We start from the raw sequence: 15,060 nt of genomic DNA on the forward strand, positions 1-15,060 counted from the left end.
CACTCCGGCGCACCAGCAGGGTCGGTGGTGTCCCACCCGGCGCCCCAGGCCTACCATCCAGATTGCCAAGACCCGACTGGTCGAGCCTACGCTTGACGCATGACGACCCGTCCGCTCCTCATCCTGTTCTTGCTGCTCTCGATGGCAGCCAATGCCCAAACGCAACCCAGATTCCGCCCCACTGAGGTTCGGCAGCAGTGCAAGCGCTTGAGCGAGTCGCTGAGGATGATGGAGGGGACTTCGCTCGCGGGAGCGGCCTTCCAGATAGGGCTGAAGTCAGCAATGGCGTCTGCGCAAATGGGAGATGCACGCGCCGCCCGGGCGACGATCCGGAAGGCGACGGCGGAAATGAGAACCCTCCTTGACGGCCTCGAAGCGCTGATTGATGCGCAAGTATATTTTGCGCAACTTGTCGAGCACCTCAAGTCCCTCACCAGTCGTGAACGCGAAAAACTTAGAGTGCCGATGACAGAATGCTTCGTCGCGACTGGCCAACTGCATTTGCTTCCTTCAACGGATGACGAAGTGGCATCGGAAGAACCTGCGGAGGTCGACACGACCCAGGATGGCGTCGTGTACGACTAAGAAGCACGTCTTTACGTGCTCGCCCCCGATGCCCTTGGGAAAGAATCTCGCCCTGTCAGGCCTCCTCGTACTATTCGGGACGTATGCCGGGCTCCCTCCCGGCCAGCCGGGTAGGAGTCGAGCGTGAGAGAGGCCGAGAATATCTGGCGCGGTGGTACGTCGGAGGTTCCGCGCGGAGGTGGTGGTGGGAGCCAGGGAGGGCCGCGCGCCATCAGTCGTGTTTCGAGGACGACGCGGCAGCAGCTGGGCATCATCATCCGCAGGTATCGGGGCGTCTTGTTCGGGCGGCTCTACCAAGTGCGCCACCCAGTCTCCGGCTCTCTCTCGCTGGAGTTGGAGTTGACGGCACAGCAGCGGCACCTTGCACCGGACGTGGGGGTGGAGATGGTTATCTCTGCGCACCCCTCGACTGATGACAGCGCGCCGCCGCGGCTGAGCATGCGGCTGGCCCAGTCACCTGCCGGCGCCTCGGACGCGGACGTTGCACGCTGTGTAGAGGGTACCTTGAGCTTAAGTAAGGCGATGTTCCAGGCGGCGGCTACGCGCTCTCACTTGGCTGACACGATGGCGCACCTGCGTGCGCCGCCCGAGCGTCGCGGACCGGTGCTGCGCTCCCGACCGTTCATTCGGCGGGCGCGTCGGTCGCTGCGGCGCGCGTGGCGAAACTCAGGGACGGCAGCAACCGTGGCACTCGCGCTGGTGGGCGCGGTGCTGGCCGGCTCGTACTTCGTTCCTCCACCAGAGCCCCCCACCCCCAGTCCAACGCCGGAGTGGAGCGGCGGCGTGCCAGCCGGATGGATGGTGCCGGTGTCGATGGCACCTGTCCGGCTCGCATTGGACCTCCCACCCCGTCCATTCCCCGACCAGAAGACGCGGAACTGCGACGAAGACCAAGCTGAGGTGAAGATTAACGGCGGATGCTGGGTCGGGACCGACAGGGCGCCACCCTGCGGGGAGAAGATGTACGAGCACAAGGGCAAGTGCTACCGCCCAGTGGGGAAGGAGAAGGAGCCCGCTCGCGCGTTTATGCGCTAGGAGCTTGCACGCCTGCTCGCGGCGTGCTACCCATTTTCCCAGTATTCGACGTACCACGCAGCCCGCTGAAGCAGTGACCTTAACCAGCGCGTTGCTCCCACAGAGATTCGGCGACTCCAGGCGCATTCGCGCGTGTTTGTCGCCACCAGAAAAGGCCCGTGCACCCAGGTAGCGCTGGGACACGGCCCCTCCGGTGCCCCGTCGGCGTTTGTTAAGGTCCGCCGACGGGGCGCCACTTTGTTGTTTCTGGGGGTCTCCTCGTGGCGCCAGTTCCAATCACAGGCACCTTGACGGACACCCTCAGTGCAGCCAGGGCGGCGGCCCCCGCCCGTTGGTGTCCTGTCGGTGTCGGTGATTGCCCGCCGACAGTGCGTCACCTTCGCATGGACGTGCGTCCGTGCTCAGTCTCGGCGCGCGGACGAGCGTCCGCATCCAGTAGCTCCCGTGCCGCGCGCACCGTGTGCGTCGTTGCGACCATCGGTGGTGATTGCGTCGTGGCGCGTGGATTGGCGTGCGCTTTGCTCCGTGGTGGCGCGGCCCCTGCTGGCGACTGCGGCAGGGTGTCCTCGGGTAGTGCGGTGGCGGGCCACGGCGTCACTGCGCGCACTTCAACGCGATGTTCACCAGGGTCCCGAGCGGGGTGGGGAAGTCGATGATGACGGAATCGGAGATTGTGCAGTTGGTGGTGCGTACCGTTGAGAGCGAGTTCCAGCGCCGCGAAGCCACGCCCGAGCGCGAGTACCTGACCCAGAAGGCGGCATCGCGGCTCGCGGACTGCTCTCCGAGCACGATTCGTGCGTGGTGTGATGCTGGGCACCTCACTCGCCACCACAACGGGCGCGTGCTGAGGGCTGAGCTGGTGGCGTTTCTGGCCGGTGGCGCTGCGAAGCAGCCGGGCAACAACGTGGTGGACGCGAAGGCGTTCGCAGCGAAGGTGCTGGCACGCCGGGGTGCCCAGCGATGAGCACCGATGGGGGTGGGCTCTACCGACGCAAGGACAGCAAGAACTGGTGGGCGCACTACTACGACGTCAACGGGCAGCGCCTCCCCGTGTCGCTGGGGACTCCCGACGAGAGGATGGCCCTGGAGCGGCTCGACGCCATCCGTCGCGAGGTCGCTGCTCGTGTCGACATGGGCTTGCGCGATTTGGGGCCGGTATCGGTTCAGCGCTATGAGGACAGGTGGATTGCCGACCGGCGCAAGCGCGGGGTGGCCAGCGTCGACGACGACTTGGCCCGGCTCCGACATCTGCCAGTGGACTTCAAGGCTCGCGAACTCGCATCGGTGCGTGTTCGGCATGTCCGGGACGCGATGGCGACTGTCCGAGCCAACCCCGACCTGGCGCCGCGCACCGTCCGTCACGTCTACTCGGTGCTCCGGACCATGTTCTCGGACGCGGTTGCGGACGAGCTGCTCACGGAGACGCCCTGCAAGCTGCGCCAGCGCCGCGACGAACTGCCGGCGAACGTGGATGCTAACCCAACGTGGCGCGATACGGCCGTCTACACGAGGGAGGAGGTGGTCGCCCTGGTGACAGACCTGCGCCTCCCTCTGTATCGCCGAGTCCGCTACGGGCTCGTCTTCATCGGGGCTGCGCGCTTTGGCGAGGCGGCGGCTCTCACGTTCGGCGATTGGGATGGTGTCATCGGACCGCTGGGGGCCTTGAGCATCATCAAGACCTATGACCACCGGGAGGGGGAGGTGAAGGACTCGACGAAGACGGACGCGCCGCGGCGCATGCCGGTGCATCCCTGGCTGAGCGCATTGCTCTCTGAGTGGGGCGCCACCGGCTGGGCTCGTGAGTTCGCCCGCTCGCCCAAGTCGGACGACCTCATCATCCCCAGCCCCAAAGGACGTCACCTCAGGCCCCAGAACGCGCTTCGGGCGCTGCACAAGGACTGCGACCTGTTGGGGTTCCGCCGCCGCCGCATGCATGACGCCCGGCGCACCTTCGTGTCGCTGGCCCTGGCCGATGGCGCCTCAAAGGACCTGCTCCAGTGGGTCACCCACGGAGTGCGCCGCGACATCATGGACGCCTACACCACGCCACCGTGGGACGCCCTTTGCCGTGAGGTGGCGAAGCTGACGCTGACGCACTCGCAGACGGAGAACGACCCCATGAGCTGGTACGGCACTGGTACGGCAGGCCCAGAAAAGAAAAACCCCCTGCAAGTCCGAGGACTTGCAGAGGGTATCTTGGCGAGGAGTACGGGACTTGAACCCGTGGCCTCCGGCGTGACAGGCCGGCGTTCTAACCAACTGAACTAACTCCCCATAACCTTGGGCGGAACAGGGATTGAACCTGTGACCCTCGCCTTGTAAGGGCGACGCTCTGCCGCTGAGCTATCCGCCCGCAGGCGTGTTCCGCGTTGCGACGAGCGGGCTTTTATAAGTGGCTCACTCCACTGTCAAGCACCTGTTTCGAAGACCCAGGATCTTCCGTCACCGGCCGCGCGGAGCGTGAAAACGCTCGTGCGGCCGGTGACTTAGGGGCCTAGGGGACGGGCGCGACGTCCACTGTGCCCAGGTTCTCCGGGGCCACGCCGTTGGCTGAGCCGCCCTCGCCAGGATTGGGTTGCCAGTCGCCGTAGCAGTACGGGCCGGTGCCCACCCGGAAGCGCCACAGGTAGCCGTGGTTCAGGGCGGCGTTCACCGGAAGGTCCGCCTTGTACTCGTCGTCGTTGCCGCCATCGCTCTGAACCGTGCCAGCCACCCAGGTCCAGGCCGGGCTCACACCCGGGTCCTGTGTCTTGGGGCCGTGGCCCAGCTCCGCCGACAGGGTGGTGGCCGGAGGAGGGGCGTTGGTGACGCCGTCCTCGTAGATGAATCCGTACATGGTTCGGTTGCCGCTCAAATCACTGAGCTTCAGCGGCCACTGGAGCCGGCAGTAGTCGATGCCGGCGTGGTTTCCGACGGTGAGGGCGTGTTGCTGGCCCAGCGTGTAGCCCCCCACGTCGCTGCCGTCCTTGTCGCAATAGGTCCACGTGGAGCCATCCGTGCTGTAGCGCAGGCTCACGGCGCGACTCGTCGTGTAGGCCGGACGCAGCTCGGTGGTGAATTCATCCGTGTCCGCCTCACCCGAGGCCTCTCCGGCGTACGTCGCCGGCTTCCAGGTGAACGACGCCGAGGTGGTGGAGGCGTCCGTGTCCGCGTTGCCCAGGCCGACCTGCACCTGGATCCCTGTGCCCGCACCGGGGCCATTGGTGACTCCGGGGATGCGCACGCGGCCTGTCACGGTGACAGCGTCGCCGCTGCCCACCGTCGTCCCACTCACGCTCTGCAGCCGGCAGACGCCCGTGGCCGCCGCCTGCACCGTCAACGTGCCGGCGTCCGCGATGTCGAAGTCGTCATCCGTCCCGTCCGCGTCGCAGTACACGTAGGGGCCCGTGCCCAGCTTCACGCGGTAGGCGAACCGGAAGCTGCCCGCCGTGCCTGGGTTGGGCAGGGTGGCCCGGTACTCGTCGTTCTGGGTGTTGCCCGTGTCGGCGCCATGTGTCGCGGCCGTCCACTGCCAGCCTCCGCTCGTGTGGGCGCTGCCAGCCGGTCCGTAGCCCAGCTCCGCGACGATGCCCGCACCGGCGCCCGCGCCCGGCGTCACGCCCGCCTCGTGCACCTGGACCGCGATGACCTTCGAGGCCGCCTCACCAATGGCGTAGGCCTCGACAGGGGGCGCGGCTTGCGTCTCACCGCCCAGGCGGCACCAGTCCACCTGCGGCGGCACCACCGCGGCCACCGTCAGGACCGACGCCTGCGCCGTCTGGTAGCCGTTGGCGCTGCCGTCCCGGTCGCAATAGGCCCAGGCCTCGGTCTGATACCGGAAGCGCACGGCCACCGCGTAGGTGCCCTCCGCGGCGGGCGCCGTCAGCGACGTCTCATAGGAGTCCTGCGCGCCGCTGTCCATCTCGCCCGAGAAGCTCGCGGCCTTCCAGTTCCAGCCCGTCCCCGTCGCCGGGTCCGAACTCGCCGGGCCATACCCCACTTCCGAGGTGATTCCCGCGCCCGCCGCGCCGCTGGTGCCGTCCGTCACCGTCGTCACGAGCACCTTGCCGTGCACCACCTGCGTGGCGCCGCCCGGCGTCGCGCTCAACGTGGCCGGACCCACCAACTGGCACGCGTCCACGGCCACGGGCTTCACTTCCAAGCCACCGGCCTGGGCGAGCGTGAAGCCGTTGCCGAGGCCGTCCGCATCGCAGTAGCGGTACGCACCGCCATTCACGTTGAAGCGGATGGCGAACTTGTAGCGGCCCACCGTCCCAGGGTTGGGCAGGGCGGCCTTCCACTCGTCGTTGCTCCCGCCTCCGCCTGACTCACGGTTGAAGCTCGCGCCCGTGGAGGTCCACTGCCAGCTCGCCGTCTCCGGCGCGTCCGCCTCCGGGCCGTAGCCCACCTGTCCCTGGATGCCCGCGCCCGCGCCCGTGCCCGGCGTGACACCCTCCATGTAGACCTGGGCGTAGATTTCCTTCGTCGCCTGGCCCACGCGGTACACCTCGCTCGGCGGAGGCTCGATGGCCTCACCGCCGAGCTTGCACCAGCCGATGGAGATGTCCTGCGCCGCGCTCACGGTGAGCGTGCCCATCTTCGTCGGGTCGAAGCCCGCGGCCCCGCCGCTGTTGCCGTCCGAATCGCACAGCAGATACGCACCGTCGTTCACCTTGAAGCGATAGGCGAAGCGGTAGCTGCCCAGCGTGCCCGGGTTGGGCAGCGTGGCCTCGAACTGGTCGTTGTTGCCGACCTCGTCCTTGTACGCAGCCGTCGTCGTCCAGTTCCACTGTGCCGACGTGGCGGGGTCCTCCGCCGCGGGCCCCCAGCCCACCTGGCCCACCAGTCCGGTGCCCGCGCCGGCGCCGCTCGTCACGCCCTGCACGAACACCTGCGCCACCACCTTGCGGTTGGCCACCGCGTCCGTCGCGTACGTCACCGTCTCCGGCGTGTCGTTCCCGTTCGGGCCCAGCTTGCAGTAGCCGATGACCTTGGGGACCACCACTTCGCCCGCGACCGTGAGCTGGCCGAGCTGCGCGAGCTCGAAGTCCTGGCCGCCGTCATCCACGCCGTTGCCGTCGCAGACGCGGATGGGACCGCCGTTGGCGCTGAAGCGCACCGCGTAGCGATAGTCGCCATTGAGGCCGGGGTTGGGCAGCGTGCCCTTCCACTCGTCGTTGACCTCGAAGTTGTCCTTGGCCCAGGCCAGCGGCGTGGCCCAGTTCCACAAGGGCGAGGTGCGTGGGTCCTCCCCCGCGGGCCCCCAGCCGAGCTGGCCGGAGATGCCCGGGCCCGCGCCCACCTTGTCCGTCACGCCCGGCATGTGGACCTGGGCGAAGACCGTCTTGAGTCCCGACGTCTGCGTGGTCTGGTAGTTGATGACCTCGGGGGCCTTCTGGTCCTCGCCAATCTTGCACCAGCTGACGGGCGGCTTCGGCGCCTCGGTGCCCACGGTGAGCGTGCCCAGCTTCGCCAGGCTGAAGGTCAGCTCGCCCTCGACGCTGTCGTTGACGCCGTCCGCGTCGCACACGCGCCACGCGTTCTCACTGATGCTGAAGCGGAAGGCGAGCTTGTACGTGCCCACCGTGCCCGGGTTGGGCAGGTCCGCTTCCCACTCGTCGTTGTTGCCGTGTTCGGCCTTGTAGACGGCGGGGACCCACGTCCACGCGGCGGAGTTTCGAGGGTCCGAGTCCACCGGCCCCATGCCCAACTGCGCCACCAGTCCCGAGCCCGCGCCGGCGCCCTGGGTGATGCCCGCCGCGTACACCTGGCCCGCGACCTTGATCAGCGTCGAGTCCGTGGGGCGGTAGAACAGCTCCGGGTTGGCGCGGTTCCCGTCGGGACCCAGCTTGCAGTAGTCCACGCGCGGCCGGGTGATGAACACGCGGCGCAGCATGTCCTCCGTCACGCCGTTCGCGGTGCCATCGCCATCCGCCATCACCCACGTCTTTCCTCCGTCGATGGAGAAGCGGATGGTGATGACCCACTCGCGGCTCTCTCCGCCGATGGCTGGCTGCAACAGCACGTTGCCCTTGTAGATGTCCGCTTCACCGCTGTCGGAGTCGCCCTCGTACGTGGCCTCCTCCCAGGTGTAGCTCTCCGTCTTGAGCAGCTCGCCGTTCGCCGGAGCAAAGCCCACCTGCGCGCGCACGCCGCCGCCCTGACCCACGCCTCGGGTGAGGCCGGCCACGGTGATGGCGCCTCGCACCAGCACGCCCACCGGCTGCCCGCCGCTCACCGCGTCGGTGTTGCCGTTGATGATTTCGGCCTGGTCGATGTTCGCCGTGGGGGGCCCCTCGTAGAGGAAGCCCTTCACCAGCACGCCATAGGCGCCGTCCGGGTTCACCACGCGCACATCCACCTGCGCGGTGCTCGCGGAAGGGGAGTAGCCGTAGATGCGGAAGGCGTTGACCACGACGACGCGCAGGGCTTCCTGGTTGCCGAGGTAGAGCTTCGCGCCCGGCTCGAAGCCGGAGCCATAGACGTTGATGAGCGTGTTGCCCGCGATGGGGCCACCGGTGGGGGTGATTTCCCTCACGGTGGGCGGGGTGAGCGAGGGTGGCTGGCCGCCCTCCGGGTCATCACCACAGGCCACGACGAGCAACGACAACACGAGAAGAAGGGACCGCGGACAACGCGACGACATCGGCCATCACCCCTTGACGCCGCCAGCGGTCAACCCGCCGACGAGGTGCTTCTGGAGAGCGAAGAACAACGCCATGACCGGCGCGGAGACAATCAACGCGCAGGCGGCGAACTTGCCCCATTCCACCTTGTACTCGCCCACGTACCGCTGGAGGGCGACGGGCAGGGTGAAGCGGGTCGGGTCATTGATCAGCGTGGCGGCGAGGACGAACTCGTTCCACGCCGTCATGAAGGAGAACAGCGCCGTCACGGCCAGCGCGGGGCGGGCCAGCGGCAATACCACCTTGATGAACACCTGGAAGGGCGAGGCTCCGTCCATCACCGCCGCTTCCTCCAACTCACGCGGCAGCGTGTCGAAGTAGCCCTTCAGCATCCAGATACAGAAGGGCAGGGCGGTGGTGGCGTACACCAGCACCAGCCCGGTGAGGCTGTCGAGCAGCCTCAGCTTCTGGAGGATGCCGTAGATGGGCACCAGCATCAGCGTCGCCGGGAACATCTGGGTGACGAGCAGGGCCTGCATGCCACCCTCCTTGCCCGGGAACTTGAAGCGCGACAGCGCATAGGCCGCCGTCACCGCGAGCGTCAGCCCCACCACCGTCGTGGCGCCGGAGACGATGAAGCTCGACAGCACCTGCCGGCCGAACACCCAGCGCCCCTGCGCATCCGAGCCGAGCAACACCTCCCGGAAGTGGTCGAACGTCACCGCGTCCGGGAACGGGTTGGCGGTGAGCGACAGGCCGTCCGACGGCGACAGCGCCATCTTCACCACCCACAGCACCGGGTAGAGCGTCACCATGCACATCAGGCTCAGCCCCATGTGGATGACGGCCATCTTCAAGCCGGAGGGCTTCTTCATGACGCCTCCTCGGGCTTCATCAGGCGCCGGGTGAAGACGGACCAGCCCATCAGCACCACGAAGATGAGGACCGAGTACGCCGCCGCGAAGCCGTACTGCTCATTGCGCTGGAAGGCCCAGCGGAACGCCTCCGACACCAGGATGTCCGTGGCGCCGCCCGGCTCGCCTCCGGACACCAGGTAGATGATGTTGAACATGTTGAACGTCCACACGCTGCCCAGGATGACGGCGGGCAACATCGCGGGCTTGAGCAGGGGCAGGGTGATGCGCCGGAACTGCGTCCACTTGCTCGCCCCGTCCACCTCCGCCGCCTCGTACAGCTCCGGGGGGATGGACTGCAGTGCGCCCAGCGCCACCACCATCATGAACGGGAAGCCCAGCCACGTGTTGGTCGCCACGTTGGCCGCGAAGGCCGTGGAGAAGCGGGTGAACCAGCTCACCGGCTCCAGGTCCAGCGCGACGAGCAGGCCGTTGATGGCGCCGAACTGCCGGTGGAACATCCCCTTCCACATCAGCGCGGTGATGTAGTTGGGCACCGCCCACGGGATGATGAGCAGCACCCGGTAAATCCCCCGCAGCTTGAGCAGCGGGTCCTTGAGCACCAGCGCCAGCCCCAGGCCGATGCTCACGTGCAGCACCACGTTCACCACCGCCCACAAGAGCGTCACCGCGAGCGTGAAGTAGAACGAGAGCGGCTCGGTGATGCTGTAGCCACGGCTGGCCAGGATGTCGACGAAGTTGGCCAGGCCCACGAAGGTGTACTGCCCCGCGTCGTGGTGGAACAGCGACAGCGACAGGCCCACCACGAAGGGGATGAACACCAGCACCAGCAGACCCGCCGCCGCGGGCGCGACATACGCCACCGCGCGCGACACATCCGGATAGCGCTGACGGAATGTCTGGCTCTGTGCCGGCCGCCGCAGCACCCACGCCGTGCCTCCGCCCAGGACCATCACTCCGGCGAGACCCAGCCAGGGCATGGGGCTGGCGTCGGGTGGGCGCTCCCGGTGCAGGGCCCGGTAGCGACGGTCAGCGAGCGCACCCGCGTCCTCGGGCCGCGTTCCGCCCTGGAGCACCGCGCGCAACGTCAGCTTCATCGGCTCCCACACGCGGGCCATCTCCAGCGTGTTGGGCATGGGCGTGGCGTCCTTCGCCGCCTCGCGGAAGGAGGAGATGAGCGTGTCGTCCTTCACCTCCTGGAGCTGGTACGCGGCCACGTCCGCCGGAATCTGCCGGCCCACCGTGGTGCGCACCCGCGACGCCTCGCCCAGCGACAGGAATCGCGCCAGCTCGTGCGCCCGCGCGGCCTGCTCCGTGCGCGAGGAGACGAACGCCGCCTCCACGCCGAGGAAGGGCTTCATCGGCGTGCCTGTCTCGCTCACCGTGGGCAGCGCCACCACGCGGTACTGCACGGACGGTGCGATTTCTCCCGCGAACCAGGGGCCGCTGATGGTCATCGCCACGCGGCCGTCGTTGAAGAGCGTCTTCACCAGCGCGCCAGACACCTCCTGGGGCATCATCCGCTCGTCCTGGAGCCGCTTCACGAAGGCCAGCGAGCGCGCCATCCCCGGCGTGTCGAAGCTCGCGCGGCCCGTGGCGTCGAAGAGCGGCCCGTCGAAGCCGAAGAGGAATGGCGCGTGGAAGTAGAAGTCTCCGCTCTCGTACGCCAGCCCGAAGCGCCCCTCTTCGGGCTTCGACAGGGTGGGCAGGAGCGCCAGCAGCTCCGCGGTGGTGGTGGGCGGGCGCGGCACCAGCTTCGTATTCACATAGAGCGCCAGCGACTTGAGCGACATCGGATAGCCGTACACCTGGCCATCCACCTCCAGCGCCTCCACCGTGTTGGCGAAGTAGTCGGCCCGGACGAGGGTCGCCGTCGTGGGCGCCAGCAGGTTCTGTCCCTGGAAGTTGCGCAGCCGCTCGTGGTTGAAGATGAAGACGTCGGGCCCCGCGCCGTGGGGAATGGCGTTGGTCAGCTTGGACGCGTAGGCGTCATAGGGCAGGGCGAGCATGTCCACCCGCACGCCCGTCTTCGCGGTGAAGAGCGTGGTCGCCTGGAGGAGCGCGGCCTCTTCGCCACCCCGGTACGCGTGCCACAGCTTGAGGGGTGCTGTCTGGGGCTCCGCCGCGTGCGCGCTCCACGCCGTCGCGAGCAGCACCAGCGCCAGCAGCCTCTTCAAGACGCCACCTCGAGCGACTCGCGGTCCACCGGGTGGCGCAGGGCCACGGACCCATCCTCGGTGAAGACGTGCAGCGCGTCCGCCACCGGCGATAGCGACACCTTGTCTCCCACCGAAACCTGGGAGCCCTTGTCGAAGCGCGCGGCCACCGGACCCGCCTCCGTGCTGACGAAGGCATAGCCGTCGAAGCCCAGCCGCTCCACCGCGTCCACCGTGCCCGTCAGGGGGCCCAGCGCCGCCACGCGCAGGTCCTGGGGCCGCAGGCCCACCAGGAGGTTCGTCGCACCCGGGGCGAGGTCCGAGGGGGACAGCAGCGTGAAGCCCTTGCCCACCAGGTTCGCGCCGTCGCGCCGGGCCTCCAGGAAGTTCATCGCGGGCGAGCCGAGGAAGCCCGCGACGAAGCGGTTCGCCGGGCGGTTGTAGAGCTCCAACGGCGGTCCCACCTGCTGCAACACGCCCGCGTTGAAGACAGCCACCCGGGTGGCCAGCGTCATCGCCTCCACCTGGTCGTGGGTGACGTAGATCATCGTCGCGCCCAGCCGGCGGTGCAGCCGCGCCAGCTCCCCGCGCATCTGCACTCGCAGGGCGGTGTCCAGGTTGGACAGGGGCTCGTCGAAGAGGAAGACCTTCGGGCGCCGGACGATGGCTCGCCCCATGGCCACCCGCTGACGTTGTCCACCCGACAGCGCCTTGGGCTTGCGCTCCAGCAGGTGGCCCAGCTCCAGCATCGTCGCGACTTCAGCCACCCGGGAGGCGATCTCCGCCGGGGGGAACTTCCTCAGCGTCAGGCCAAAGGCCAGGTTCTCCCGCACCGTCATGTGCGGGTAGAGCGCGTACGACTGGAACACCATCGCCACGTCGCGATCCCTCGGGGGCACGTCGTTGACGCGCGCCCCGCCGATCCGCACCTCGCCCGAGTCCACCTGCTCCAGCCCCGCGATGAGCCGCAGGAGTGTCGTCTTTCCACAACCCGACGGCCCCACCATGACCAGGAACTCGCCCTGTCCCACCTGAAGGTCCACGCCCTTCACGATGAGGTTCGGGCCAAACGACTTCTTGATTCCGCTCAAGGTGACTTCGGACAAGACGCGCTCGAAAATGAGGGGAGAGAACGGCGGGGCACATTACCCGGAGCGTCGCGCTTTCCCCAAACCTCGCCGGTTGGGCGCGGTGCGTTATTCTCGCGCCGGGCCATCCGGAAGTTTCCGGGGTCCGTAGAGGGACAACTGGGGTGGCCGCCTTGTCAGCCCCAGAAGGCGCTTGTTATGGAAGCTGACATCCGGTCCGTCGAGGTCTACCCCACCGTATGAGCACTCCCCGTTGGTCCCTCTCGAGGGGCGCGACCCTGGTCGCTTTTCTGTTCGCCGTCGGTTGCAGCGAGAGCGACTACGTCCGGCTCTACCACAGCGAGGCCCGCGCCCCGAGCTACACCGTCGAGGACGTCGAGTCGATGAAGCACATGGGCGCGACGTTCACCGACCAGGGGGTCAACTTCGCCCTCTACTCGGAGAACGCGACGCGGCTGGAGCTGCTCCTGTTCGATGATCCGGAGAGCAACCGGCCCTCGCGCACCTATGAGCTGACGCGCTACGGGGACGTGTGGAACGTCTACGTGGAGGGCGTGGGCCTGGGGCAGCACTACGGCTTCCGGGCCTGGGGTCCCAACTGGGAGTTCGATCAACGCTGGTTCCCCGGCTCCATCCACGGCTTCCGCGCGGACGCGGACGTGGACGGCAACCGCTTCAACCCGAACAAGCTGCTGACGGACCCCTACTCGAAGGCGCTGCACCGGGACCACGACTGGAGCAAGGGCAGCACCGCCAGCGGGCCCGCGCGCACGGAGGTGACGTACGCGGCCTCCGCCAAGAGCGTCCTCGTCCAGAGCGACTACCAGTGGGGCGACGGGGAGCGGCAGTGGCGGGACAACCGCCAGAACGAGCAGTGGGCGGGCCACAAGTGGCAGGACCTCATCGTCTACGAGGTCCACGCCAAGGGCTTCACCGCGGACCCCGCCAGCGGCGTGCGCTTCCCCGGCACCTACCGGGGCCTGGGCGAGAAGGCCGACTACTTCAAGGACCTGGGCATCACCGCCGTGGAGCTGCTCCCCATCCACGAGAAGCCGCTGGACGGCGGTTACTGGGGCTACCAGACCATCAACTTCTTCGCGCCCGAGCTGTCCTACGCCGCCTTCAAGCGGCCGAACGAGGTCGTCGACGAGTTCAAGTGGATGGTGGAGGAGCTGCACAAGCGCGACATCGAGGTCATCGTCGACGTCGTCTACAACCACACCGGCGAGGGCGGCCTCTGGCGCGAGAAGCTGGAGTCGGACGACGTGCTGCCCGGTGAGCCGCTGGACTCGTTGGACCCGGCGGAGGTCGCCGGCGTGTACTCGTTCCGCGGCATCGACAATCAGGCGTACTACGGGCTCAACGGGGACCGGCGCACGTACTGGAACAACACGGGCGTGGGCAACCAGACGCGGCCCAACCACCGCCCCATGCGCAAGCTCATCATCGACAGCCTGCGCTTCTATGTCGAAGAGCTGCACGTGGATGGCTTCCGCTTCGACCTGGCGCCGATCCTGGGCGAGAGGGATCAGGACTACAACCGCTGGGACGACCCGAAGAACACGGTGCTTCAGGAGATCGTCGATGACCCGGTGCTCCAGCGCTACAACACGCGCATCATCGCGGAGCCCTGGAGCGCGGGCGGCTGGTACTGCATGCCCATGGGCGAGTTCCCCAACTCGCTCACCCAGCCCGGCAACGGCTGGTACGAGTGGAACGGCCGCTTCCGCGACTGGTGGCGCGCGTTCATCAACCGCGACGACTGGAAGCTCAACTCCAACGAGGGCTCGCTGTGCGGCAGGCCGGGCTCCGCGGACGGCGCCTTCCTGATGTACGGCAGCAAGGAGTGGTACTCGCGCAACGGCCGGCGCCCATACCACTCGATGAACTTCATCACCGTGCACGACGGCTTCACGATGTATGACTTGTTCACGTACGAGGTGAAGCAGAACAAGTGCGGCCCGCTCAACCCGGTGTGCTGCGACACGCCCAACAGCCCCTTCTGCGACAAGGTGAGCGGCGAGGACCACAACCGCTCGCGCAACTGGGGCCCGGTGGGTGACACGCGCGGGGAGAGCATGCGCCGGCAGATGATGCGCAACGCCTTCATGGCGATGATGATCAGCCACGGCACGCCCATGATTCTGGGCGGCGACGAGTGGATGCGCACGCAGCTGGGCAACAACAACGCCTACTCCACGCGCGCGGACAACCCCTTCAACTGGTACCAGTGGGGCGCCTACCTGGCGCGCGACGAGCGGCACCGGATGTACGAGTTCGTCAAGGCCGCCATCCGCCTGCGCAAGGAGCACGCCTACGCCTTTGCGCCGCCCGACTACGAGAAGGGCTCGCCCCTGGTGTGGAAGAGCGCCCAGAACACCGAGGAGGTGGGCTGGGACACCAAGCAGTTGATGATGCACTACCCCGACACGTCGTTCGGCCCGGAGCTGGTGGTGCTCATCAACATGGAGCCGCGCGCGGTGGAGTTCACCCTGCCTCCGGGGCGCCAGTGGAAGCGGCTCATCGACACCCAGGCGTACTTCGACAGTCCCGAGTACCTGTCCGCCACGGGCCTGGAGCCCCGTGTCACCGGCAACTCCTGGCTCGACGCGCCGTCCCCCGTGACGGGGGTGACCTACGGGGTGCCCGAGCGCACCATCGTCGTCCTGCGCGCGGAGTAGGGGCAGGCAGGCGAGGTGCGCTATAAGCGGGGCCC

At 67.8% G+C, this 15,060-nt stretch carries 7 protein-coding genes and 2 tRNA genes; 3 read left to right on the plus strand and 6 right to left on the minus strand.

All coding sequences use genetic code 11. The features are described from left to right. Window positions 1-99 precede the first annotated feature (99 nt). Both HUA74_RS02730 and HUA74_RS02735 read left to right on the plus strand, forming a co-directional pair. On the plus strand, window positions 100-585 hold the full coding sequence (locus HUA74_RS02730) for a hypothetical protein (protein WP_174453302.1): 486 nt from the start codon (window positions 100-102) through the stop codon (window positions 583-585). 1,687 nt (window positions 586-2,272) lie between these two features. Further along, window positions 2,273-2,584, plus strand: coding sequence for a helix-turn-helix domain-containing protein (locus tag HUA74_RS02735; RefSeq protein WP_174453303.1), 312 nt, complete (start codon window positions 2,273-2,275; stop codon window positions 2,582-2,584). A 1,233-nt stretch (window positions 2,585-3,817) separates the two neighbouring features. On the opposite strand, the gene HUA74_RS02740 is transcribed toward HUA74_RS02735, so the two are convergent. From HUA74_RS02740 to HUA74_RS02765, 6 genes are all read right to left on the minus strand, one after another. Beyond that, a tRNA-Asp gene (locus tag HUA74_RS02740) sits at window positions 3,818-3,894 on the minus strand. 7 nt (window positions 3,895-3,901) lie between these two features. Then, window positions 3,902-3,973 (minus strand) — tRNA-Val (locus HUA74_RS02745). A 141-nt stretch (window positions 3,974-4,114) separates the two neighbouring features. Beyond that, window positions 4,115-8,245 (minus strand): IPT/TIG domain-containing protein, encoded by a 4,131-nt coding sequence (locus HUA74_RS02750; protein WP_254624873.1) that lies wholly within the window; start codon window positions 8,243-8,245, stop codon window positions 4,115-4,117. A 6-nt stretch (window positions 8,246-8,251) separates the two neighbouring features. After that, window positions 8,252-9,100, minus strand: a complete 849-nt coding sequence (locus HUA74_RS02755) for a sugar ABC transporter permease (protein ID WP_174453304.1) — start codon at window positions 9,098-9,100, stop codon at window positions 8,252-8,254. Further along, window positions 9,097-11,277 (minus strand): extracellular solute-binding protein, encoded by a 2,181-nt coding sequence (locus tag HUA74_RS02760; protein ID WP_174453305.1) that lies wholly within the window; start codon window positions 11,275-11,277, stop codon window positions 9,097-9,099. The genes HUA74_RS02755 and HUA74_RS02760 overlap by 4 nt, the downstream gene beginning before the upstream one ends. Further along, a complete protein-coding gene (locus HUA74_RS02765; protein WP_174453306.1) occupies window positions 11,274-12,362 on the minus strand; it encodes an ABC transporter ATP-binding protein in 1,089 nt (362 codons plus the stop codon). Before HUA74_RS02765 ends, HUA74_RS02760 begins: the two co-directional genes overlap by 4 nt. 221 nt (window positions 12,363-12,583) lie before the next feature. Here HUA74_RS02765 and HUA74_RS02770 point away from each other — a divergent pair, with 221 nt between their 5' ends. Further along, window positions 12,584-15,025 (plus strand): glycogen-debranching protein, encoded by a 2,442-nt coding sequence (locus tag HUA74_RS02770; RefSeq protein ID WP_174453307.1) that lies wholly within the window; start codon window positions 12,584-12,586, stop codon window positions 15,023-15,025. The last annotated feature ends 35 nt before the right edge of the window (window positions 15,026-15,060 follow it).

The sequence above is a fragment of the Myxococcus sp. CA051A genome, from assembly GCF_013336705.1.
Lineage (GTDB): Bacteria > Myxococcota > Myxococcia > Myxococcales > Myxococcaceae > Myxococcus > Myxococcus llanfairpwllgwyngyllgogerychwyrndrobwllllantysiliogogogochensis.